This window comes from Sphaerospermopsis sp. LEGE 00249 (genome assembly GCF_014299995.1).
Lineage (GTDB): Bacteria > Cyanobacteriota > Cyanobacteriia > Cyanobacteriales > Nostocaceae > Sphaerospermopsis > Sphaerospermopsis kisseleviana.
The window spans coordinates 1-22,829 of record NZ_JACJUZ010000050.1 but is presented as its reverse complement, the minus strand read 5'-3'; the positions used below and the strand labels follow the sequence as shown (position 1 = coordinate 22,829).

The 22,829-nt window shown below is 36.4% G+C and carries 23 protein-coding genes; 13 read left to right on the top strand and 10 right to left on the bottom strand.

Annotation, left to right across the window (positions count from 1 at the left end):
* Positions 1–307 precede the first annotated feature (307 nt).
* A complete protein-coding gene (locus tag H5968_RS16845; protein WP_187040875.1) occupies positions 308–1,249 on the top strand; it encodes an N-acetylmuramoyl-L-alanine amidase in 942 nt (313 codons plus the stop codon).
* A gap of 66 nt (positions 1,250–1,315) precedes the next feature.
* Here H5968_RS16845 and H5968_RS16840 read toward each other — a convergent pair whose 3' ends face one another.
* On the bottom strand, positions 1,316–2,296 hold the full coding sequence (locus H5968_RS16840) for a CHAD domain-containing protein (protein ID WP_187040874.1): 981 nt from the start codon (positions 2,294–2,296) through the stop codon (positions 1,316–1,318).
* Between the two features lie 146 nt (positions 2,297–2,442).
* Positions 2,443–2,847, bottom strand: a complete 405-nt coding sequence (locus H5968_RS16835; RefSeq protein ID WP_187040873.1) for an NIL domain-containing protein — start codon at positions 2,845–2,847, stop codon at positions 2,443–2,445.
* Positions 2,848–2,913: 66 nt separating this feature from the next.
* Here H5968_RS16835 and H5968_RS16830 point away from each other — a divergent pair, with 66 nt between their 5' ends.
* Positions 2,914–3,489, top strand: coding sequence for a thioredoxin family protein (locus H5968_RS16830; RefSeq protein WP_187040872.1), 576 nt, complete (start codon positions 2,914–2,916; stop codon positions 3,487–3,489).
* 61 nt (positions 3,490–3,550) lie between these two features.
* Here H5968_RS16830 and H5968_RS16825 read toward each other — a convergent pair whose 3' ends face one another.
* On the bottom strand, positions 3,551–3,784 hold the full coding sequence (locus H5968_RS16825) for a DUF6737 family protein (RefSeq protein WP_187040885.1): 234 nt from the start codon (positions 3,782–3,784) through the stop codon (positions 3,551–3,553).
* A 283-nt stretch (positions 3,785–4,067) separates the two neighbouring features.
* On the opposite strand from H5968_RS16825, the gene H5968_RS16820 reads away from it, so the two are divergent.
* Complete coding sequence (locus H5968_RS16820; RefSeq protein ID WP_187040871.1) at positions 4,068–5,165, top strand: Gfo/Idh/MocA family protein; 1,098 nt, start codon at positions 4,068–4,070, stop codon at positions 5,163–5,165.
* Between the two features lie 115 nt (positions 5,166–5,280).
* Complete coding sequence (locus tag H5968_RS16815) at positions 5,281–6,018, top strand: Uma2 family endonuclease (RefSeq protein ID WP_187040870.1); 738 nt, start codon at positions 5,281–5,283, stop codon at positions 6,016–6,018.
* A 217-nt stretch (positions 6,019–6,235) separates the two neighbouring features.
* Here the strand turns inward: H5968_RS16815 and H5968_RS16810 are convergent, their stop codons facing one another.
* Together H5968_RS16810 and H5968_RS16805 are read right to left on the bottom strand one after the other, a co-directional pair.
* Entirely contained in the window at positions 6,236–7,390 is a 1,155-nt protein-coding gene (locus tag H5968_RS16810; RefSeq protein ID WP_187040869.1) for an LptF/LptG family permease, read from the bottom strand.
* Between the two features lie 184 nt (positions 7,391–7,574).
* Positions 7,575–7,931, bottom strand: a complete 357-nt coding sequence (locus H5968_RS16805; protein ID WP_187040868.1) for a hypothetical protein — start codon at positions 7,929–7,931, stop codon at positions 7,575–7,577.
* A 284-nt stretch (positions 7,932–8,215) separates the two neighbouring features.
* Here H5968_RS16805 and H5968_RS16800 point away from each other — a divergent pair, with 284 nt between their 5' ends.
* Positions 8,216–9,178, top strand: coding sequence for a helix-turn-helix domain-containing protein (locus H5968_RS16800; RefSeq protein WP_187040867.1), 963 nt, complete (start codon positions 8,216–8,218; stop codon positions 9,176–9,178).
* A gap of 291 nt (positions 9,179–9,469) precedes the next feature.
* On the opposite strand, the gene H5968_RS16795 is transcribed toward H5968_RS16800, so the two are convergent.
* Positions 9,470–10,351 (bottom strand): EamA family transporter, encoded by an 882-nt coding sequence (locus H5968_RS16795; protein WP_187040866.1) that lies wholly within the window; start codon positions 10,349–10,351, stop codon positions 9,470–9,472.
* A gap of 146 nt (positions 10,352–10,497) precedes the next feature.
* On the opposite strand from H5968_RS16795, the gene hisA reads away from it, so the two are divergent.
* From hisA to phoU, 4 genes are all read left to right on the top strand, one after another.
* On the top strand, positions 10,498–11,271 hold the full coding sequence (gene hisA / locus H5968_RS16790; protein WP_187040865.1) for a 1-(5-phosphoribosyl)-5-[(5-phosphoribosylamino)methylideneamino]imidazole-4-carboxamide isomerase: 774 nt from the start codon (positions 10,498–10,500) through the stop codon (positions 11,269–11,271).
* 1,054 nt (positions 11,272–12,325) lie between these two features.
* Positions 12,326–13,078 carry a winged helix-turn-helix domain-containing protein gene (locus tag H5968_RS16785; RefSeq protein ID WP_187040864.1) on the top strand — a complete coding sequence of 251 codons (753 nt, stop codon included), beginning with the start codon at positions 12,326–12,328 and terminating at the stop codon, positions 13,076–13,078.
* A gap of 53 nt (positions 13,079–13,131) precedes the next feature.
* Positions 13,132–14,454 carry a cell wall metabolism sensor histidine kinase WalK gene (locus tag H5968_RS16780; RefSeq protein ID WP_096572006.1) on the top strand — a complete coding sequence of 441 codons (1,323 nt, stop codon included), beginning with the start codon at positions 13,132–13,134 and terminating at the stop codon, positions 14,452–14,454.
* A 28-nt stretch (positions 14,455–14,482) separates the two neighbouring features.
* On the top strand, positions 14,483–15,148 hold the full coding sequence (gene phoU, locus H5968_RS16775; RefSeq protein ID WP_187040863.1) for a phosphate signaling complex protein PhoU: 666 nt from the start codon (positions 14,483–14,485) through the stop codon (positions 15,146–15,148).
* A 216-nt stretch (positions 15,149–15,364) separates the two neighbouring features.
* On the opposite strand, the gene H5968_RS16770 is transcribed toward phoU, so the two are convergent.
* A complete protein-coding gene (locus tag H5968_RS16770) occupies positions 15,365–16,480 on the bottom strand; it encodes an RNA-guided endonuclease TnpB family protein (RefSeq protein WP_187040862.1) in 1,116 nt (371 codons plus the stop codon).
* Between the two features lie 441 nt (positions 16,481–16,921).
* Here H5968_RS16770 and H5968_RS16765 point away from each other — a divergent pair, with 441 nt between their 5' ends.
* Both H5968_RS16765 and H5968_RS16760 read left to right on the top strand, forming a co-directional pair.
* Entirely contained in the window at positions 16,922–17,524 is a 603-nt protein-coding gene (locus H5968_RS16765) for a Crp/Fnr family transcriptional regulator (RefSeq protein WP_096572008.1), read from the top strand.
* 144 nt (positions 17,525–17,668) lie between these two features.
* On the top strand, positions 17,669–19,303 hold the full coding sequence (locus H5968_RS16760; RefSeq protein WP_187040861.1) for an iron uptake porin: 1,635 nt from the start codon (positions 17,669–17,671) through the stop codon (positions 19,301–19,303).
* Positions 19,304–19,508: 205 nt separating this feature from the next.
* On the opposite strand, the gene H5968_RS16755 is transcribed toward H5968_RS16760, so the two are convergent.
* Positions 19,509–19,751, bottom strand: a complete 243-nt coding sequence (locus H5968_RS16755; RefSeq protein WP_187040860.1) for a hypothetical protein — start codon at positions 19,749–19,751, stop codon at positions 19,509–19,511.
* Positions 19,752–19,863: 112 nt separating this feature from the next.
* The gene (locus H5968_RS16750; RefSeq protein WP_187040859.1) at positions 19,864–20,241 is read right to left on the bottom strand and encodes a hypothetical protein; all 378 of its coding nucleotides are present in this window, start codon (positions 20,239–20,241) and stop codon (positions 19,864–19,866) included.
* A 142-nt stretch (positions 20,242–20,383) separates the two neighbouring features.
* On the opposite strand from H5968_RS16750, the gene H5968_RS16745 reads away from it, so the two are divergent.
* Positions 20,384–21,070: a conjugal transfer protein TrbI gene (locus H5968_RS16745; RefSeq protein ID WP_187040858.1), complete on the top strand. Its 687-nt coding sequence runs from the start codon at positions 20,384–20,386 to the stop codon at positions 21,068–21,070.
* Positions 21,071–21,077: 7 nt separating this feature from the next.
* On the opposite strand, the gene H5968_RS25790 is transcribed toward H5968_RS16745, so the two are convergent.
* Positions 21,078–21,203 (bottom strand): hypothetical protein, encoded by a 126-nt coding sequence (locus H5968_RS25790; RefSeq protein WP_255427166.1) that lies wholly within the window; start codon positions 21,201–21,203, stop codon positions 21,078–21,080.
* A 285-nt stretch (positions 21,204–21,488) separates the two neighbouring features.
* Here H5968_RS25790 and H5968_RS16740 point away from each other — a divergent pair, with 285 nt between their 5' ends.
* Positions 21,489–22,730: an S-layer homology domain-containing protein gene (locus H5968_RS16740; protein ID WP_187040857.1), complete on the top strand. Its 1,242-nt coding sequence runs from the start codon at positions 21,489–21,491 to the stop codon at positions 22,728–22,730.
* Positions 22,731–22,829 lie beyond the last annotated feature (99 nt).

Sequence of the window (22,829 nt, the reverse complement as noted above, 5' to 3'; positions counted from 1 at the left end):
TCACTCAGTTACGAAATCTTTCTTTACTTTGATCTTAAACATTGTTGCGGACTAATGGGGGAATATCTACCTAAAGAGTAGAATATCTCATTTGCCCATTGAGGCTGAAGGTGAGATATATTTCCTTTTTTCCCTGTATTTGGAAATTTACAAGTTACATTGTGATTACATAAATATCTAGTTGCTGTCGATTTTGAGCAATTATAATATGTGATATCATAATTCTGGTTTTTGACTAGAAAAAATCCCAAACAAGCCCATTTTCTTAATTAAATCTTTTCTGTTGAAAGTACGTTGAGGATACACCATGAAATTTGGAATTGATATGGGACATAATTGTCCTCCAGATACGGGAGCAAGAGGTATTAAATTTGAAGATAACTTAACTATGGAGGTGGGAAATAAAGTTATAGCTAAGTTAAAAAGCTTAGGTCATGAAGCAATATCTTGTACACCAAATAGTGCCAGAACAGTCAGTCAATCTCTGGGTAGACGTTGTGATATAGCTAATAGAAACAAAGTTGATGTTTTTGTTTCTATTCATTTTAATGCCTTTAATGGGCAAGCTAATGGAACAGAAGTATTTGCTATGAGTGATGCTGGGAGAAAAATCGCCCAACCAGTATTAGATGAAATTATCAAGTTAGGATTTTTTAATCGCGGTGTCAAGAATGGTTCTCACCTGTACGTGATTAGAAATACAAATATGCCAGGTATTCTCATAGAATGTTGCTTTATTGATTCCGCGAAAGATATGCAACTTTATGATGGGGAAGCAATGGCCAATGCTATTGTTACAGGGTTAACTGGTAAAGTGGTATCTTCTCCTGTAAACTTAGTAGGAGATGAGGAACAAAATACAGATATCTCTGTTCTCAGATTGCAACAAGCTTTAAATCGACTGCAAATAACTGATAGAAATAATAGGCGTTTGGATGAGGATAATATCATTGGACCTGCCACAACTTCTGCTGTAGAGAAGTTTCAAAGAATTGTGGGAATTATTCCCAGTGGAATGGCAACTAGCACTACATGGAATGCCATTAATCAGATATTATCAAAACGATTAGTGCAAGGAAATCAAACCACAGGAGCAGTAATGAGATATATACAACATCGTGTAGGTACTGTTGCAGATGGTATTTATGGTCGCAATACAGAAGCGGCAATTAAGAGATTTCAACAGCAAAATGGTTTAACTGCTGATGGCATTGTTGGTCCTGCAACTTGGCAGAAATTAATAGGTTAATGAACAATTGAGAGTTGATAGTTGATAATTAATAATTAATAATTATCAATTGTCAATTATCAATTATCAATTATCAATTGATAAAGATGGCAATATTGTTAGATATAAATTCTGTCTTGTTTCTAGTTTTAAATATTGCTGTTGTAGTGGTTGCCACTGCTGCCATAATTGGTAACGATTTACAGCTAATAAAGTTATTAGACCACTTATTTGCTCGTTAATTTCTGACTTAAAGATATTTTCCAGCCACTCATTTAAAACCATGCTATCTTGTAGCATTCCCAAAATTTCTTGGATACTTTTTACCTGTGAAATATGTGTGGTAAAAGCTTCACCGTATAAATCAGTAAATAATTCCATTTGATAGCGAACTCTTTTAGCTTGTTTTCGCAAATCATGAAGAATTTTCCCTTGATTTTTCAGATTTTTTTCTAACTCTTCCGGTGTCCAATTGCTTTGTACAACTACTTCTGAGTTTACAACTTGAGTAGCAACCATCCATCCTGGATGCAATAATAATTTACTGACTTCAGGTAACAGTAAATCTGGTAGCACTTGCTGAATTGGCAAATGTGCTAATGGTTGATAACTAGGCTTTTCTAACCATTGTTGAAAATGATTTTTCAAAGATTTATAAGTTTCATCTTTCAATATTTTTTGCACCTGGGAAAAAGCAACTTCCCGTTGTTTGGCTAAAGTAGAAAAAGCTATCTCTAAAGATGCTTGTTCCTTAGAAAGTAAATGTGGTTTATAATTATTTTCCAGTATCTCTTTTAAGACATCCAAATCTCGGAGATTTCCTAGTATTCTGGCAATTTTACCAATATTTTTATCGCTGGCTGATTTGGGTAAATTTAAACATAGCTCAAACCGACTAACTGCTGTACGTAAACGACGCATTCCCACACGCATTTGGTGTAGTGCTTCTGGATCTTCGTCTTTTTTAACTGATTTTTCCCATTTTATGGTTTTGTGAAAGTGTTTTTCGATTGCTTGATATGCACAATCTCCTAGACTTTTGACTGTGGGTGTTGTGGCTAAGTTCATAGGTTATATCAATTCACTATCTCATCATATTTTTGCATCATAGCAGTAGCGAAAAATTGAAATCTATTATTTTATAGACTTTTTAACAACATTGGCTGCTAGTTATTTGATATGTAATTATTCAGATAATCTCATTTTTAAAGATTTTAAAGATTGGTAGAAATAGCCTGTACCGGACAAGTGGGAATACATTGTTCACAGACAATACAACGCGATCGCGTAAATGTAAGTTGATATGTATCTGGGTTGAGAGAAAGAGCTTCCGTTGGACAAACTCCAGTACACAAACCACAGTCAACGCATAGATCATCATCAATGACAATTTCACCTAAATTATGGGAAACACTGATGTGTTGCGATCTCATCCACTCAATAGCTGCATCTACCTGATCAATATCTCCCAATAATTCTACTACCAGTTTACCAATTTGATTAGGGGCCACCTGAGCGCGGATAATATTCGCCGCAACATTAAAATCTTTTGCCAGTCGGTAAGTGACAGGCATTTGAATTGCACGTTTAGGAAAAGTCAGGGTGACTCGTTTTTTCATGGGTAAAAAACTAAGTTTTGCTAAACTAGATGATGAAACTGCTTAATAAGTCTTAATAAATAAATTATGAGTACAGATGCACCATTTAATGCTCCTACCAAGCCTGAATCTACATTGGGCAAGCGTTTGAGAAACTTCCTCATTGTTATTGTAGCGATCGCCCTGAGTGCTGCCCTATTTTTGGGACTGCGAACCCAGACAACCTCAGTTTCTCTCACCGAACTAGATGCTGCATCCACACCCTTAGAAGTTGCAGTTAGCAATAATAAACCCAGTTTAGTAGAATTTTATGCAGATTGGTGTACAGTCTGCCAAAAAATGGCACCCGACATAGCCGAACTCAAACAACAATATGCAGACAAATTAAACTTTGTCATGCTGAATGTAGATAATAACAAATGGTTGCCAGAAATGCTCAAATATCGAGTAGATGGTATTCCTCACTTTGTATTTTTGGGTAAACAAGGAGAAGGTATAGCCGAAGCTATTGGTGACATACCCCGTTCCATCATGGCCAGCAACTTAGAAGCTTTGGTAAATGGTTCTCCCCTACCCTACGCGCAAATGAGTGGTAAAACTTCCAAATTTTCCGCCCCAGTATCAACAAATAGTCAAGATGATCCCCGCAGTCATGGAGGGTAACTGGGGACTGGGTAATGGGTAATGGGTAATTAATGGGTAATGGGTAATTGATGATTACTCATTAATCATTACTTTTTTGGTCTAAAATGCCGCTTTCAATCATTAATTTTGGCCAGATTAATAAAAAGAAACCCATCCAACTTAATATAGGGATAGCAACAATAATTGTCAACCATATAAGTTTGAGTATTAACCAACTACCGCTAATTAATGTGATACCTGTGAGGATAATTGACCAGGGTTGACACCACCAAGGTTTATAATTCCAAGGATTGATAGTTTGTTTTTCATTCATCATACTAAATCCATAGATAAGAAATTGGATTTTATTTAAAACAATTAATAGTATCAATATTTACACAAGTGTTGAATCCTGCAATAAAACTTTACAATCTTTTCGTTTTACCCAGGTAAAATCCATTGTCTATTGAGAATAGAGTCATTAATTGCTCAAATTTGGTATCACCAATACCAATGCACAACTTGGACAAAATCCTCAAAATCTTAACATTCAACACTTCTGCAATATTTAGTATAATACTAAAAGGTAAATTTAGCAAATAAATCAAAGATACAATATGATTGGGGTTGCAATTGTTGGTACTGGTTTTGGTCAAAAAGTACATATTCCCGCATTTCAAGCACATCACAAAACCAAAATAACTGCGGTTTATCATCGAGATATCAACAAAGCAAAAATCATTGCAGAAAATAATAATGTTCCTCATTTTAGTGATAACTTCACTGAAATTATCAATTTACCAGAAGTAGACGCTGTGAGTATTTCCACACCGCCGTTTTTACATTATAAAATGGGGAAACAGGTATTAGAAGCTGGTAAACATCTGTTATTAGAAAAACCTGTAACTTTAAACGCAAATGAAGCTAAAGAATTATATCAATTAGCAAAAGCTAAAAATGTCATTGCCACAGTAGATTTTGAATTTCGCTTTATTCCTGCATGGCAATATTTTCAGCAGTTGTTAAATACAAATTATGTGGGAAATATTCGGTTAATAAAAATTGACTGGTTAGGTTCTTCTCGTGCTGATACATCCCGTCCTTATAATTGGTATTCTCGCAAAGATCAAGGTGGTGGGGTATTGGGTTCTTTAGGTTCTCATGCTTTTGATTATATTAACTGGTTATTTGGACCAGTTAGGAAATTAAATGCTTATTTTAATACAGCTATTTCCCAAAGAATTGATTCTGAAAATGGTGAATTAAAAGCAGTGAATACAGATGATAATTGTTTGATATCTTTGGAATTGACAAATGGTATACCATGTCAAATTGCTATTAGTGCAGTAGTTCATGCACCCCGACCCCATTGGATAGAAGTTTATGGAGATAAAGGAACATTAGTTTTAGGAAGTGAAGAACAAAAAGATTATATTCACGGGTTTAAAATTTGGGGTTCTCAAGTTGGGGGAAGTTTAACAGAAATGGAAATTCCTCAACAATTATTATTTCCTCAACATTATGCTGATGGTCGAATTTGTGCATTTTTAAGAGTTGTAGATCAATGGGTGACAGGAATTGAAAGCAAACAAGAGATTATACCATCTTTGAAAGAAGGGGTTTATTCTCAATTATTGATGGATTTGTCTCATCAATCAAATGATTCTAAAATGTGGGTAGATGTTCCAAGTTTAGGAGAGTTTTTAGCTGAATAGTTAACTGTAGTGAGGAATTTATTCCTCCTTTGAGGACTGAAGTCCTCACTACGAAAATAATAATAGATGAAATTCAGATGATAGAATAAAAATAAATCAAGTAAAGGTAACTTTTATGGCAACCCTACTCAGTGAAAGTAAATCACAGACGGGACTGGTTATCTCATGGGAAGCGTTACCCGATGGTTATCAACTAGAGGATGAACCAGTGGACAATACAGGACAACCACTTTTAGCAGGTGCTTTGTGTGAAAGTTTAGAAATCAGTGGTTTTATTCAACCACAGATGTTAATTGCTGTTAATTTTGCTTTATGTGCCACATTAAATAATCAATTTATCGCCAAAGCACCAGATTGGCTATATATACCTTCAGTTAAAGAAATATTGCCAGGACGGAAAAGCTATACACCCCATTTAGAAGGGGATATACCGGCTGTGGTTATGGAATTTTTGTCAGATAAAGACGGCGGGGAATATTCATTTAAACGTACCTATCCGCCGGGAAAATGGTTTTTTTATGAACAGATTTTGCACGTTCCTATTTATATCATTTTTGAACCAGATGGAGGATTATTAGAATATTATCAACTGGAAAATGGACGTTATGAATTGAAACAACCAGACGAAAATGGTCGTCATTGGATTGAGTCAATGGGTCTATTTTTAGGAACTTGGCAAGGTGCAAAAGAAGGCCGTACTGGCTATTGGTTGCGATGGTGGGATCAAACAGGTAATTTGTTACCTTGGGCGCTGGAAATGATTGAAAAAGAACGTAAGGAGAAAGAAAGGTTAATGGCTTATTTGCGATCGCAAGGAGTTGATCCTCATAATTTACCTAATCATGCTGAGTAAATTGGGTATGTAGATGTAGGTTGGGTTGACTTTAGGAAACCCAACATTGATCAGCTTTCATTGTTGAAAAAAAATCAAATTAACCAGCTAAATTCTATCAGAGCATGAAAAATTTTTCAATTTTTTCCACAGATATGCTATAAATGCACTGAATTTCAACGTTTGCTAAACTAATGAGCAGTACGTTGAGTTTTATTATTGAAACCAACCTACCAAGTTAACTAATTTTTTTTAGTAATAGATAAAAGCTCACACCAGTAGCAAATATATTTGGTATGAAAATAGCAAAACTTGAAATATGTTCTGATAGTATTAAAGCATTTATCACAGCCTCAAATATTTTGATTGTTCCAATAATTAGCAAAGTAAAACTAAAACTACTATATTTAATTCTTGGTTGTAAATTAATTCCTATTGACGATCCTAATAAAGTGAAAACAATGCAAGAAATAGGTAAATTAAATCGTTTAAATAGATTAACATTTAACTGAATTATTTTAGTCATATCTCCTAATTTTTCCCCAATTAATAATCGTTGGTATATCTGAAAAATATTCATTTCTCTATCATCTAACTTTTCTCTATCTAGTTGAAATTGCTGAGATATATTAGGTAACTCAATGATCAATTGTTCAAATTTAATTGCTTCACCATAAGCACCATCTCGATTAATTATACTTTTTACACCATCATAAAAATAAAAATATTTGTTGTGGTCATACAATGCAGCAAATTTAGAGTTTATAATTACTTTTAATCCTTGGATGTCTCTAATTAATAAAGTAACGTTGCTCATTTTACCATTGCTGAATTTTTCTGCATAAAACAAGTATTTAAGATAGTTATTTTTATTTGATATTTTCGGCTCATTTATTGTTGCTAATTCTTGATATATAATATCATCATTTTTTAGACTTTCTCGGTTGATATTCATCAATGATTCTAGGGTAATAGCGGCTTTATAGTTAGTAGCAGGAACAATAAAATCATTGCCAATAAATAATATTAATCCAATAATAATACTAAGGTTAATAACTGGAGATAGCAATTTATATAAACTCACTCCACAGCTTTGTAAAGCAATAATTTCACTGGTATTTGATAATTTATTGTAAACTAAAATTGTTGTCATTAACATAGAAATTGGTACAGCAATAACAATAAAATCAGGCAGTTTAAGAATATGCAAATATATTAAATTTTCAAAAGATATGTGTTTATTAAGTAGTAGGTTAAATTGCTCAAATGATATACCAATTGATTCTGTCACTACGGTAACAATAACAATATTAAATAATAAAATGGGAAGAATTTCAGAAATTAAATATCGTTCTAATAATGATAATTGAGTAACAATATTTATTTTTTTCATTTATTATTTTGCTGGTTATGTAGTTATAGCGGTTGAGGAAATTTTGATATACAGATATTAATGATAAAAATTTTGTGGTGCGCGTATTCATCTTATTTTTGGAAATGTTGGGTTTCGCTATCGCTCTACCCAACCTACGACTTGATAAAATCGGTTTGTTATTTATAAATTTGGATGTTTTGTATCAACTACCAATAAAATTAAGTGCCTGTCGAGCAGCTGACATGACCTCAGATGTACAATTAGCATAAGAACGTGAACCTATGGCAAATACACCTCTACAATTATTTCTATCTAAAGAAACTACACTAGCTATATCCTCTACTGTTGTTTGTCCCTTTATTATTGTATAACTTTTGCGTAATGAAGGAATACTAACCGTTAAAGTTTGACCTTGAGGAGTATTACCACCACCACTGTTATTTTGAGCTTGATTTGTACCAGTATCAGTATTACTAGACGTACCTCCACTACAGGAAGTGAGCATTAAAGCAGTGAGTAGAAATCCAAAAATCCTGTGGGTTGAAAAAGTATTTAGCATAAAGTGATTTTGCGGATGTTTAATTATTTCACTGTAAAATCAGAAATCTCACCTACTGTCTTAGCTGTGATGATGTTTTGTTTGTTTTATGATTGCCCTATACTTAATTGTGATTAAATAATTAAATAATTAAATATAGGACTTACGCAAGATGTGACTGAAAACCTTATTCTTGCCTAGGGGTAATTCATGAATTACCCCTACTTTCGTTCCCTTTTGCGTAAGTCCTGAAATAATTAAATACAACTGTACGATACTCCTTCATGATGATAAAAAAGAAAAGAATGACTATTGCGGCTGCTCCTGAGTTGATAAAACAGGCAGAAACAACTTTAATTAAGCTGGGATTTGAGTCAAAATCTAATTTTGCTGAGTCTCAATTGATATCTCGAAATACAGTTACCAACTTTTTTCAGGGTAAATCTATTCAAATTGATTCTTTGAAAAGAATATGTGAAGCTTTAAAATTGAATTGGCAAGATTTTGTGACAACAGAACAATCTGTTGAGATATCATCACATTATTGCTGTACCTCTAAAACTAACCAGGAGGAAATAACAATGCCAACACTTAATCGTGAAATAACTGTTATAGATAGTGAGACTAAAATAACAAAATTAGTTATTACTTTAGACGGTGATATTAATTCTGTTGATAAAGTGAATCTGCAAGCTATTTTAAGGGAATATTCAGGAGATACCATTATAATTACTGATGTTAAATCAGATACTATTCAAAGTATTGAAATGTTGGATACGGATGAAAATAGAGATAATCAACGGAACAATATCGTTTCTTTATCTGGTAAGTTTGATAAAAGGAATTTTCCCGTGGGTTGGGATGTTCCAAGAAATTTCCTAAATCAAAAAAATCTTCAGAGAAAGCAGAATTTAGCATTTCAACGCAGAAGCAGAGATAATGAGGAAAACGAAATCGGTAAAGTTATTAATATCAGTCAAATCAATATACCTCTACTTTTGAAAATTAAAAAAGAAGAGACGGAAGCAACTAAAGATCATGGTTTATATAGTCTAACTTTACAAGTATGTACCACTAATACTGATGATAAATTACCTGCAAATATGAAAATTTTAGTTTTTTATGAAGTATCAGGAGAAATGATAGATGAGAAAATAGCAAGAAGAAAAACCCTGCGGTCTAGTTTTATGATTGAATCACAAGTTCCTTTTTATATCGAAGTTAAGCTAGGTGAAGAAACGATTGAAAAAGGGTTGTATGTATTATAATTACTTGAGAGGTAATAAAACATTGACCACCTCGTAATAAAATTTCAGAAATAGTATTCCGTTTAAATCTAATATGTGTTTCTTTTCAAATAGATAATCCATTCCGTGAACAGTTGCAACTGCGATATGAACAGCATCAACCTCAGCTTCCGATATTTGTAACAAAAATTTACAATTACTCGACACGCTTAATAGTCAGGTGAAAACAGTGTTCCCTCTTCCAATGAGAAAACAGCGATCGCTCTAGAAAATACTCTAGAAAATACTCTAAAAAATACTCTAAAAAATACTCTAAAAAATGCTTAATACACATACACCAACAATGATAATAATACAACCTAAGAATCTATGTTTAATATTTTTTTCATGAAAGAGGAAATAGCCATATCCTACAGTCATCAATAAACTGCTTTGTTTTACCGCCACGGAATTTGCTGCTACTGTAGATGCGATCGCCATCACATGACACCACATATCAAGTGCTTTTAAGCTACCTAATAAAACCAATTTATAGAAATTACTTTTTAACTTAGAAAACCAATTAGGAGAGCATAAGATTACAATAGGCAAAGTCATGATAGCTGTACAAAAATAGAGAGAAGCTGAGAAAAATAATGGCGAGGAATTTGTTGCCCCAATTTTATCAAAAGAAGTAGTTAAAGCCCAGAGAAAAGCTACTATTAACATTAATTGAGAAGATTGGGTAGTTATCAAAGATTTTAACGGTGCGAGATAATTGTTTTCCTTGGGCTTTATATTTAAAAAATATGCACCAAAACAGATTAATAAAATACCTATAAGTTGTGATTTTGCAGGAAACTCATTGAGAATTAAAGGAGAAGCGATGGCTAAAAATAACGGCGAAAATCCCATTAACGGTATAGTTAAAGATATATCTCCAAAACGCAACGCCCTGATATATAAAATGCCGCCAATAGTAGATAGAGTAGCATCAGCTAACAAAGCCCACCAAAAATCTTTCCCGATGGTAGGTATTGGGTTAGGTGATAATAACAACCAAGGAATATAAATAATTAGAGTAAATGCCCTTAATGCCCACGCAACTAAATACTCATCTAAGGGTTGATTGCCTTTATTTGTCACAACTTTACTCAAGACATCTCGCAGAGATTCAAAGGTAGCCGCCGCCAGTGAGAAGTATAGCCAAGTCATAGATTCAGTAAATGTAGGGTGTGTTAACGTCAGCGTAACTTTCCAACAACCTCTTAGGGTTTGCTGAGAAAGTCTTTTTGTGGGAATGGGGAATAGGTAATAATGGGGAAACATAAAATTAATTACCCAATCACCAATCACCAATTATGCAAGTAATACCAGCAATTGATTTATTAGAAGGTCGTTGTGTACGACTATATAAAGGCGACTATGCACAATCGCAAGTATACAGCGAAAACCCCGCCGAAACTGCGAAAATGTGGGTAGACCAAGGTGCAACAAGATTACACTTAGTTGACTTAGATGGGGCAAAAGCTGGTAAAATCGTTAACCTAGCAGCCATTGAAGCCATCTGTAATGTAGTCTCAGTACCCATTGAAGTTGGTGGAGGTTTACGCGATCGCTCTAGTGTTGTACAATTATTTAATCTCGGTGTGCAATGGGGTATCCTGGGAACTGTGGCAGTCGAACAACCCCAGCTAGTCCAAGAACTTTGTCAAGAATTTCCCCAACAGATTATAGTTGGCATAGATGCCCGTAATGGTTTAGTTGCTACACGCGGTTGGTTAGAAACCTCGGAAGTTTTAGCTACCCAACTCGCTACCCAAATGCAAGAATTAGGTGCAGCAGCTATCATCTACACCGACATCAACCGTGATGGTACATTACAAGGACCGAATTTAGACGCATTACGAGAACTCGCAGCAGCAATTTCTATACCCGTCATCGCTTCTGGTGGTGTTAGTTCTGTTACCGATTTGTTAAGTTTATTATCTTTAGAACCCCAAGGAGTCACAGGTGTAATTGTGGGTAAAGCTTTGTATACTGGGGATATCTTGTTAAATGAAGCTTTAAAAGCCATTGGTCCTGGACGTATTCAAGATATTCCACCCAATTTGGATTTTTCTAGCTTTGCTTAAATAGGACTTGCTGAGAAAGTCTTTCCATGAGGGGATAGGAGTCAGGAGTCAGGAGTCAGGAGTCAGGAGGAAGTTTGAAAATTCCTTTTCCATCTCTCGAAATCCCAAAAAATGCACACTTTTTCACGTATACCCTTCAAAACCCTTGCACTTTTTTCCTATTTATCAGCCTCAAACTTTTGATTTATCTGCGTTTTGCATTTTTTCAGCAAACCCTAAATAGGTGACATCAGTAATATCTCTGATAGATTTCGGGAATAATAGATATTGCTGATGTAGATAAAATCGGCACTAAATATTACAGATAAATCTCATGTCTAACCAAAACAGTAATTCCAAACAAAATAACCCAAAAGGGCAACCAAATAATACCCCCAAAAGCAAAAGACCACAACCACCAAAAGGAATAGGAAAACCAAAGACAGAATAGATTAATTGATAATTGATAATTGATAATTGATAATTGTCAATTATCAATTATTATTTATGGTAACAATTTGAGCTTTTGCTTAAAGGGAATATATGGATATGAAAATGCAAGTTATGACCTTTTCAAGTATATTAATTTTGGTTCTTCGGTACTTGTTATGCTAAATTACTAATTGGGTAAGAGGGAACAGAGAACAGGGTAAAGAGGCAATTTTTGTAATAATATTCAATATCTGTAGATTATGTCTTATGTATATTAAGCCTTCCGCAGTTTTTTGAGATTGATTTTGCATACTATGTACTGAATAACCTTAATTTTTTAGGTGTTTTTCATGGGATCTAGCTTTGTACCTTTATTTTTAAACGATAATTTAACGGAAAAATCAGACATCTAGATATCCCATAAGCTTCGACCAGCCCCCATAAATAAGTTCCATAATTTTTTTCTGGAGATGTCTAAAGTCGTCGAAAATACTTATTCATTGCTAGGAAATGTGATTTATGATATATTTGAGTTGTGATATTCAATACAATCAGCCCAAAATAGCTACTCTGCAATCAATGTAGATGATGAGTAGTTAAGCAATTATCAAGACGAGTACAGTCTCAAAACCTTGTGCTATCAATGTATACCACTGAATTAACTAAATATTCTGCTAAAGCGGAACTTGGACAAACTAGCCGCATTCTAGTAGTAGAAGATGAAGAACTCATCCGAGAAATGCTAGTTATGGCTTTGGAAGAAGAAGGTTATGAAGTCATCACTGCTAATGATGGCCGATCTGCTGTAGAGTATCTCAGAAATTGCGAATCCAATTCAGAGGAATCTGCTTTTGATTTGGTAATTTTAGACTTGATGCTACCGCAAATTAATGGATTAGATATTTGCAGGTTATTGCGTCATCAAGGTAACTCAGTACCTATTTTGATTCTCAGTGCTAAGGGTAGTGAAACTGACCGAGTTCTGGGTTTAGAAGTAGGAGCAGATGACTATTTAACCAAGCCATTTAGTATGCGGGAACTGGTGGCTAGATGTCGCGCCCTGCTCCGTCGGCAACGTTTAAGTAATTTACCATCAATACCCGTACTCAAGTATAAAGATATTAGTTTGAATCCTCAAGAATGCCGGGTGTTGGTGCGGGGAAAAGAGGTAAATTTATCACCAAAAGAATTCCGCTTGCTGGAACTATTTATGAGTTATGCTCGTCGAGTATGGTCACGGGAGCAATTGTTAGATCAGGTATGGGGACCTGATTTTCTAGGTGATAGCAAAACAGTAGATGTGCATATCCGCTGGTTACGGGAAAAGTTAGAGCAAGATCCCAGCCATCCAGAGTATATTGTGACTGTGAGAGGTTTTGGCTATCGTTTTGGCTAATTGGTGCATATAGTTGTTAGTTTTGAGTAATTAAATAGCAACTAACGACTCAAATGTTCTTATTGGGATTTCTTCTGGGTTTGGCAGTCGGCCTTGGTTTTTGGCTTTGGCAACAGTTTCAACTCAATAGTTATTTGGAGCGAGTGATCCAGCCTTTAAACTCCCATTCTTATAAAATAGCATTGCCTGTACTCCCCCGCTTACGGCAGGAAATGTCAATGGTGAAGCAACAGCAACAAGATTTGCAGTTGTCATTGCAAACCTACCAAGAACTGCTTGATTCTGCACCTTTAGGATATTTGCAAGTAGATGAGGAAAATCAACTATTATGGTGTAATCAGCAAGCACGGGAAATATTGCATCTGCAAAGGTGGCAACCTGGACAGGTGCGCTTACTGTTAGAGTTGGTAAGGTCTTATGAACTTGATCAATTAATTGAGCAAACCCGTGATTGGCAAAAACCCCAGGTGCGAGAATGGATTTTTCACCCTTCCCGTGATCATGCTAAAGCTATGTTAGAGTTAAAGCCTTTGGCTTTGGAGGCTACCAGTTTACCTTTACCAGCAGGACAGGTGGGTGTATTCTTAGAAAATCGCCAACCATTGCTAGATATGAATCAGCAGCGCGATCGCTCTTTTTCTGATCTCGCTCATGAACTGAGAACACCCCTCACTTCTATTCGTCTGGTAGCAGAAACCCTGCAAAGCCGTTTAGATCCGCCCTTGAATCGTTGGGTGAAGCGTTTGATGCAGGAAGTTGACCGGTTGATTAATTTGGTGCAAAGTTGGTTAGAACTAACACAAATGGAAACTAACTCCACCATGTTGTTACATCTGGAAACGGTGGAAGTGCGATCGCTGATTTTCTCAGTGTGGGAAAATTTAGAGCCATTAGCGCAATATCACAATCTTAATCTTTCTTATTCCGGTTTAGAAAGCATCAGCATCCAAGCTGATAAATCCCGCATTCACCAAGTATTTGTCAATTTATTAGATAACTGTATTAAATACACCCTCCCTCACACTAATATTCACATTGAAGTTAACGTGATTTCTGTGAGTGAATTTATGATGAACGATCATCAATCTCAATTATTGGAAATTAATATCATTGATTCTGGTCTTGGTTTTGCGCCTATAGATTTACCCCACGTCTTTGATCGATTTTACCGAGGAGACAAAGCCAGACACCATGAGCCTGAAAGTAGTGAAACCGCAATTACTGGTAGTGGTTTAGGTTTGTCCATCGTCCGCCAGATTATCATAGCCCACGGTGGCACAATCAAGGCCATGAACCATCCCGAAACCGGTGGTGCTTGGATACAAATTCACCTGCCTCAAGTCATGGCAAACCCACTAAGTGAAGACTATAGTTAAGAATATATAAAATTTTGAGATTAAAGATGTGAAAGCTGTTTTTTATAATCCCAACTTTGAACGACCTGAACCTGAACGCAGCATTAGGCGTTTAGAGCGTGATATATTGCGTATGGGAGCTTTGGTAGAACAATCATTTCGCCTGAGCCATCAAGCTTTATTTAATCGCGATTTAACCGCAGCTGAGGAACTTCCTCGATTAGATAAAAAAATTGACCACTTCTATAGACAAATAGAATCAGATTGTACATCCATGATGACACTGCAAGCACCTACACCTCAAGAGTTACGTTGTTTGAGTGCCTTTATGCAATTAGTACGAGACTTAGAACGTATTGGAGATTATGCCAAGGATTTAGCGGAAATAGCCATTAAAATATTTCCTTATCCACCTCATCCTTGTTTAACAGAGATTGCGCTGATGTCTGACCAAGCCCAAGCAATGTTAGCAACTAGTTTAGTAGCTTTAGCAGATTTAGATGAAGTCAGTGGTCGGCGTATCAAATTTTTGGATGATGTTGTAGATAGTGCTTATGAAAATTTATATCGGATGTTAGCATCCCAGCGAGATGTTCCAGGGATTATTGAGCCAATTCTACTATTAACACTAGCAATTCGCTGTTTAGAGCGAATGGCAGATCACGCTACTAATATTGGACAACGAGTTGCATATATTGTCACAGGACAACGGTAGGCAGGAGGTAGGAGGCAGGGGAGATGGGGAAGAAAATTTTAGATTTTAGAAATGCACAGTTTTTCCAATCTATTCTTCAAAACCCTTGCACTAATTTCTTTCTTTATTAGCCTGTAGCCGATACAAAAAAGCTAACTAATGCTAACAAAAGTCGGCTTTTTCTTCCTGTTTCACCCTAGCAGTGTCGGCACTATCTAGTCCACAGTTCGACTTCGCTCACTGACCACAGGCTAACACGATCAATCTGACCGCTTCTTTTTTTAAATTAATCGCAGCGTTTAAATCTCTGTCAATCTCAAAGCCACAGTTATCACATTTAAACACTCTTTGAGATAATGACAGTGATGATTTCTTTTCTCCACAAGTTGAGCAAGTTTTGCTACTGGGATAAAATCTATCCACAATTACTAACTTACTACCATACAGTTGTGTTTTATATTCTAGCTGCCTTCTAAATTCATAAAAGCCCATATCAGCTATAGCTTTTGATAATTTCCCATTCGCTAACATCCCTGATACATTCAAATCTTCTATCCCTATCACCGCGTGGTTTTTGCTAATATAGGTAGTAATTTTGTGTAATGTATCTTTTCTGATGTTGGCTATTTTTTGGTGTAATCTTGCTATTTTGATTTGGGCTTTTCTATAATTATTTGAACCTACTTTTTTATGACGGTTCAAATATTGCATTCTTGCTAACTTTTTCTCATACTTTTTATAACTTTTTACTCCATCAAATACTTCTCCTGTTGATAATATTGCTAGATGATTTATTCCTAAATCAACTCCTACAAACTCCTGATTTTTCTGGGTTTGAGTCGTTTCTATTTCTATTTTCCAAGAGATAAACCACTTGTCAGCTTGTTTACTGATGGTGACAGATTTCGGTTGATATCCTTTAGGGAGAATTTCATAAGTTTTTATCCAACCAATTACGGGTACTTTTACCTTTCTGTAGTCAATTTTTATGACACCATCTAAGGTAAAAGAATCATGTTTACCCTTTTTCTTAAACTTAGGAAAGCCTTTACTTTTTTTGAAGAAAGATTTAAAAGCATCTGACAAATATCTTAATGCGTATTGAGGGGCGCATTTAGACACTTCATAATACCAAGGATGGGTAGATTTAATGGCTGCTACTAACCATTTGTGTAAATCTATGGCTGTGGGAAATTTGATTTTGTCTTCTGGTTGCAGTTTGTTATGTAATAATACCTGTTGACACAGTGCTAACCCTTGATTCCAAGCGTGTCTGGCTACTCCTGCGTGTTGCGCCAGTAGTAGTCGTTGTTGCTTGTTAACTTTGAGTTGGGTTTTGAATCCTAGTAGCATACAGTGATTTTACTGTAATTCTGTCACAAAGCAAAAGATGACAGGAAATTTTCAGTAAATGTGAGTATTTGTTAGTATTGGTTAAGAAAACAGTAACTAGCTACTAACCCTTGATATATCTTGCTTTTTACCTGTAAAGTTTTCATATTTATTCAGCAAACCCTAAATAACATACATTTCACTAAAAGCTTACCTATTCTTAAACTTTTAATATTACAGTCAATGCAAGATAGCGTAAAAATATCTTCCATCTAAAATCTATTAACCCAAGTTGCTAGTTAGGAATAGGAGTCAGGAGTCAGGAGAAAGAATGAATTATAATGGTGTTCCCTGCTTTTTTGCTGTCTACGTATCCTTCTTAATTCGATTTGAGAGCCTTTCTTGCAGAACTAGCAACTTACGTTATTTAAATTTATACCTATTATACCCATCTAACTAAAAATGATGTTTTCCACAACTGAAACCCTCATCTACCCTAAAAACAAACATTTAAACCAACAAATATTTACTCGTCGGTCAATAATTCCAGTCAGCAATGATGTATTGTGGCGTATTGATCGAGGGTTAGTTCGTACCTTGACTTGGAATGAAGATGGAACATATATCACCTTGGGTTATTGGAGTTTAGGAGATATAGTTGGCTATCCTTTGTCAAAAGTCAACCCCTACCATATTGAGTGTTTGACCAGTGTAGAAGCGACTTTGATACCGCCCCATCTCTGGCATGAAGAGATAAAGGCATTATTGCACTACATTCAGCAAACAGAGGAACTTTTAAGCATATTACATCGTAAGCCAACTTCTCTAAAGTTGTGGAAATTTTTGGTGTGGTTGAGTGAAAAATTTGGTCGGGATATAGAACAGGGTAAGTTGATTGATTTAAATCTTACACATCAAGAGATATCAGAGGTGTTGAACACAACGAGAGTCACAGTTACACGACTATTGCAGAAATTTGAGGAAGAAGGAAAAATATCACGTCATAGACGCAGTGTTGTGCTGAATTTACAGACCCAATTAACCAGTATTTCTTCCAAAAATTAACTTAAAATATTAATTTGGGACTTGTGCTGGATACCATAAATAATATATAGTGAATACAAAGATTTTTATGTGTAAATGCCCTGAAAACTTCGGGTATTTTATCATAATCATCAAAATTCCTTAGGTGTGAGTGAGAGTAAAAACATGACAAAACTATTTTGGAATGTTCTAAAAGTTAGTCCAGTTATTGCAGCTACCTTGCTGTCTGCTAACAGTGCCTTAGCAAACGAAGTCAATCAACAAGCAACCAGTGTTGCACAGTTATCTCAAGAAGCTAATAGCATCGGTCAAGTAACATCCGTTTCTCAATTTTCCGACGTGCAACCCACTGACTGGGCGTTTCAATCTTTGCAGTCATTAGTTGAGCGTTACGGTTGTGTTGCAGGTTATCCTAATGGTACTTTCCGCGGTAATCGTGCTTTGAGTCGGTATGAATTTGCAGCAGGTTTGAATGCTTGCTTAGACCGAGTTAACGAATTGATTGCTACAGCTACCGCTGACATGGTAAGCAAGGAAGATTTAGCTACCTTGCAACGATTACAAGAAGAGTTTTCTGCTGAACTAGCAACTCTGCGTGGTCGTGTAGATGCTTTAGAAGCTCGTACTGCTGAGTTAGAAGCTAATCAGTTTTCTACTACTACCAAGCTGAGAGGGGAAGCGATTTTCAGTGTGTCTCAGGCTTTTGGGGATAAACAAGCTGATCAAGACAACAACCCCAATAACAATCCTAATTTAGACAGCAACATAACTTTCTCCAACCGGGTGCGGTTGAGTTTAGAAAGCAGCTTCATGGGTACTGATGTGTTGCAAACCCGTTTACAGGCTGGAAATATTCAATCATTGGATAGTTTAACTGGATCTGCTTCGACTGGGACTAGAATGACCCGTTTAGGCTATGAAGCTAATACTGGTACTGGTACTGGGAACTCAGTTGAAATTGACAAACTCAACTACGCTTTCAACTTTGGTGAAAAAATCCGTGTCAGGATTGACGCTGTTGGTGGGGAGTTGAATGAAAACGTGAACGTTTTCAACCCTGACTTCAGAAGCAGTGGTTCAGGTGCGCTATCCCGTTATGGACGTTTCAGCCCTATCTATCGCCTAGCTGGTGATGGTGCAGGTATCACTGTTAACGTTAATCCTCAAGGACCATTGACTTTAAGTGCAGCTTATTTTGCTAGAGGTAGAAATCAGGCTGCTAATCCTGCTATTGGCGAAGGTTTGTTTGATGGTAGTAGCACTATTTTTGGTCAGTTAGCATTCAAGCCAAATAAAGCCTTAAATCTAGGTTTCACCTATGCTCAATCTTATCAGACTGCTGGTGAGGTGAACTTATTGGGTAACACAGGTAGTGCAACAGTAAATGGAAATTCTACTGTTCCTGTTGAATCTAACAACTACGGTTTACAGTTTACCTTTAACCCCAGTGCTAAAATTACATTAGGCGGCTGGGCTGGTTACACAACTGCTAATACTGTCACTGGTCCTGCTGCAAGTGCAGATATTTGGTACTGGGCAGCCACATTAGGTCTGAAAGACTTTGGTAGAGAAGGTAACACTCTTGGTTTAGTCTTTGGTCAACCACCTAAAGTTACTGGTGGTAGTGGTGGTATTACTAAAGAAGCCAGCACTTCTTACCATTTAGAAGGTCTGTATAAGATGAAGGTTTCCGACAACATTTTGATTACTCCTGGTTTGTTGGTGATCTTCAATCCTGAACACAACGATAACAACGACACAATTTATGTAGGTACTTTGCGTACAACCTTCAGCTTCTAAGTTGAGTTAGTAGCTTAGTAGACGTTTCATAAAACCTACAAATTTTAACCCGCCCCAGGGCGGGTTTTTGTTTGGGAAATTGTCAGAATCAGGATTTCCAGGATTAAAGGATGAACAGGATTAAAACTAGGATTTTCTCACCTGTTACCAAATTACCCATAGGACTTACCTTTGGTAACTAGCCGTAGGTAGGTGATCGCCTCAACTAAGTCACTGTTTTTACTGATTTAATACCCTGGCTGCATTTTTGAACCAACAACCAACGGTCTGAATCTTTATCTAATGCTGGTTTGAGACGGAAATTAAACACTTCTTCCCATACTTCTAGACCATACTGACGTACAAAATCAGTTTCTAACATTTTAAATTGCTCCCATTGGCGATCGCTAATTGCATTCAGCATAGGAACAATAGTATTTATAGGCACTTGAGTAGCTGTTTCACTCATTTGGGTAATCCTCAAAAATACAGATTATTGGCAGGGTTTGATCTCATCTGTCATGCTGATTTTTGTGGGCTGTTTTGTTTGTTTTGGGAATCAGTAGTTGTATATTTGCTGTCTAAACTTGCTGTAATTCTTGTGCAAATTGAAGTCTGGGTAATGGTTCTAGTGGAGTAACCATAGGAGAGTAGTGACAATAACAAATCACTACTGATTCAAAACCACCTGTAGGTAAATTAGGTACATATTCTTCAACTTTTGTTACTTCCCAATCACCTACCCTGCTATGGGTACTCGCACCTGGAAATTGAGGATCAATAAATTTTTCAACTGTGTGAAAATCTCTTAGTCTGTATCCTGGTTGGGGAATTGGTTTTTTGGAACCATCGTAATGTTCTGCAAGTATATCAGTACAAGCACCTGTGTGAGCTAATAGCATTTGTTCCCACTGTTGAGAGCTTGCATCCTCAGCTTTAAAAATAATGTACTTACTCATCTTTTTTGTCCTCTTGGTAACTGGGAAACTGAGTGTCACCCTGAAAAACACAGTCAACTGCTAACGGATAACTGATAATAGAAGAAACTATCCGGGTCAACCCACGTCATCAAATCTATCCATATCATTGGAAATATCATATATGAGAAGTCTTATGAGTTGGCAGTCTGGAACTGCGGCACTGATGACAATAGCCATTACTACAGGTGCTGTCACCCCTTTATTTACCTTTGCTCCTGCTCAGGCACAATTTAATCAGGGACAATTCAATATTAACCAACCCCGAACTATTACGATTCCGGCAAATGTCACTTTGCCTGTGACTTATGAAAAAGAAAAGGTAATAGTGAATCCCGGAGAAAAATTACCTCTGACTCTGAGAATAGCTAATGATATTATCGACAGTAACAGAAATGTGTTGATTCCGGCTAATACTGAGGTGGTAGGGGAGTTACAACCTGTGAACCTGCCTAACAGTAACAATAAAAAAGGTGTACGCTTTGTAGCTAGAGAATTAGTATTTGCCAGTGGAAGACGGCAGCAGATTAATGCTAATTCTAAAACTCTTACCCAAACGCAAAGAATTTCTAAGGGTAGTGATACTGGACAGATTTTAACTGATGCTGCCATCGGTGCTGGTGCTGCTACTGTGATTTCACTACTGACAGGTAACAAGAAAATTGAAACTTTAGAACCTATTGGTGGTGCTGCTGCGGGTGCTTTAGCAAGTGTGCTGTTGCGGAAGAAACAGGCTGATGTTTTCGTTTTGCAGCCGGAAGAGGATTTAGATATCACACTTTTGTCTAATTTGGTACTATCTCGTAACTAGACTTAACTTAATTGCAGTCGTGAGTTTTATGATGCTGAAAAAGCGATCGCCATTGCAAATATTGTGTGCGATCGCTTGATTTTATGTTAAAAACAATATTTAATAGATGACTAAAGTAGATGACTAAAGTCATAATTCACTGCTGTTACTAAATTCGTATTTCTATCAATGACAGTAAACCTAAAAGTAAAACTATTTACAAATTCAAGAAACAACTGGGAACAGTTTAAGGTGAAAATTGTCTAAGTAGTTAACAGAGTAGATAACAAAAAAAACAAATAAAGCAGTTACTAGGTAGGTTAGGACAAACAGTGATTATCAAAGTCAGATAGCAAAAGACTGTTAATGTTTTTCCTATCCCCTGTTAAAAGTTACCTGTTCCTTGTTCATTCTTATAATTTTTACAGGAGTAAAATCAATGTTTACTTTAAATCGCTTGCAATCAAAAACAGCCTTAGTCATGGCTTTGAGTGTCACAGTTGGCAGTGTAACACCTTTAATAACATCTGCACCAACCTTAGCACAAACTGGTTTTTCTGATGTTTCATCTAATTATTGGGCATCACAATTTATTCAACAATTATCACAACGGGGTGTAATTGCAGGATTTCCTGATGGTACATTTCGTCCAGAAGAACCAGTGACACGGGCGCAGTTTGCAGCCATGATTAATAAAGCTTTTAGCAAGTCTGCACAACGGCAACCTATCAATTTTAATGATGTGCCTAGTAATTCTTGGGCATATAACGCCATTAGACAAGCTTACTCTATTGGTTTTTTATCAGGATATCCTGGCAATGTTTTTAGACCTAATCAAGCTATTCCCCGTGAACAAGTTTTAGTTTCTTTGGCTAATGGTTTAGAATATGCTGCTACTGGTAATGTGGAAAGCACTCTACGATTATTCAATGATTCTGCAAGTATTTCCGGCTATGCTCGTACTCCCATTGCTGCGGCCACTGAAAGAAGTATTGTAGTTAACTATCCTAATGTGAGATTTCTCAATCCTGGTGTAACTGCAACCAGAGCGCAAGTAGCGGCTTTCATTTACCAAGCTTTAGTGAGTGCTAATCAGGCTGCAACTATTAACTCACCTTATATTGTAGCTCTGCAAACCACACCACCACCAGTTACAACTGTTACCATTCCCCAAGGAACAGTGATTCCTGTCAAGTATGAACGGGCTGAAAAGATTCTGGTGACTAAAGATGAAACTGCACCTTTAACTTTAACTACATCACAAAGTGTAATTACCCAAGATGGTAGAGTAGTGATTCCTGCGGGGAGTCAGGTGATAGGTGAACTTAGACCGGCTCAAGGTGGTTCTCAATTTGTAGCACAAAAATTAGTTTTAACCACAGGGCAAGAATATAATGTGAGTGCTAGTTCTGATGTGATTACCAAAGTGGAAACTGTGAGGAAAGGCACTAGCACCAGTTCAATTATCAGAAATACTATATTGGGAGCAGGAGCAGCAGCAGCAGTATCTGCGGTGACAGGCGATCGCGCCGTGGCTACAGAAGAAGTTCTCGGAGGTGCTGGTATTGGGGCGCTGATTGGTCTTTTCTTTGGTAGAAATAGTGTGGATTTAATTGCCATTGAACCTAACACTGATTTAGAAATGACAATTAATCAAAATCTGTTAGTTTCTGTGCAATAGTGGTAATTGGTAATGGGTGATTGGTGATTGGTGATTGGTGATTGGGAAAAATAAAATTGATTACCCAGTCCCCAGTCCCCAGTCCCCAGTCCCCAGTCC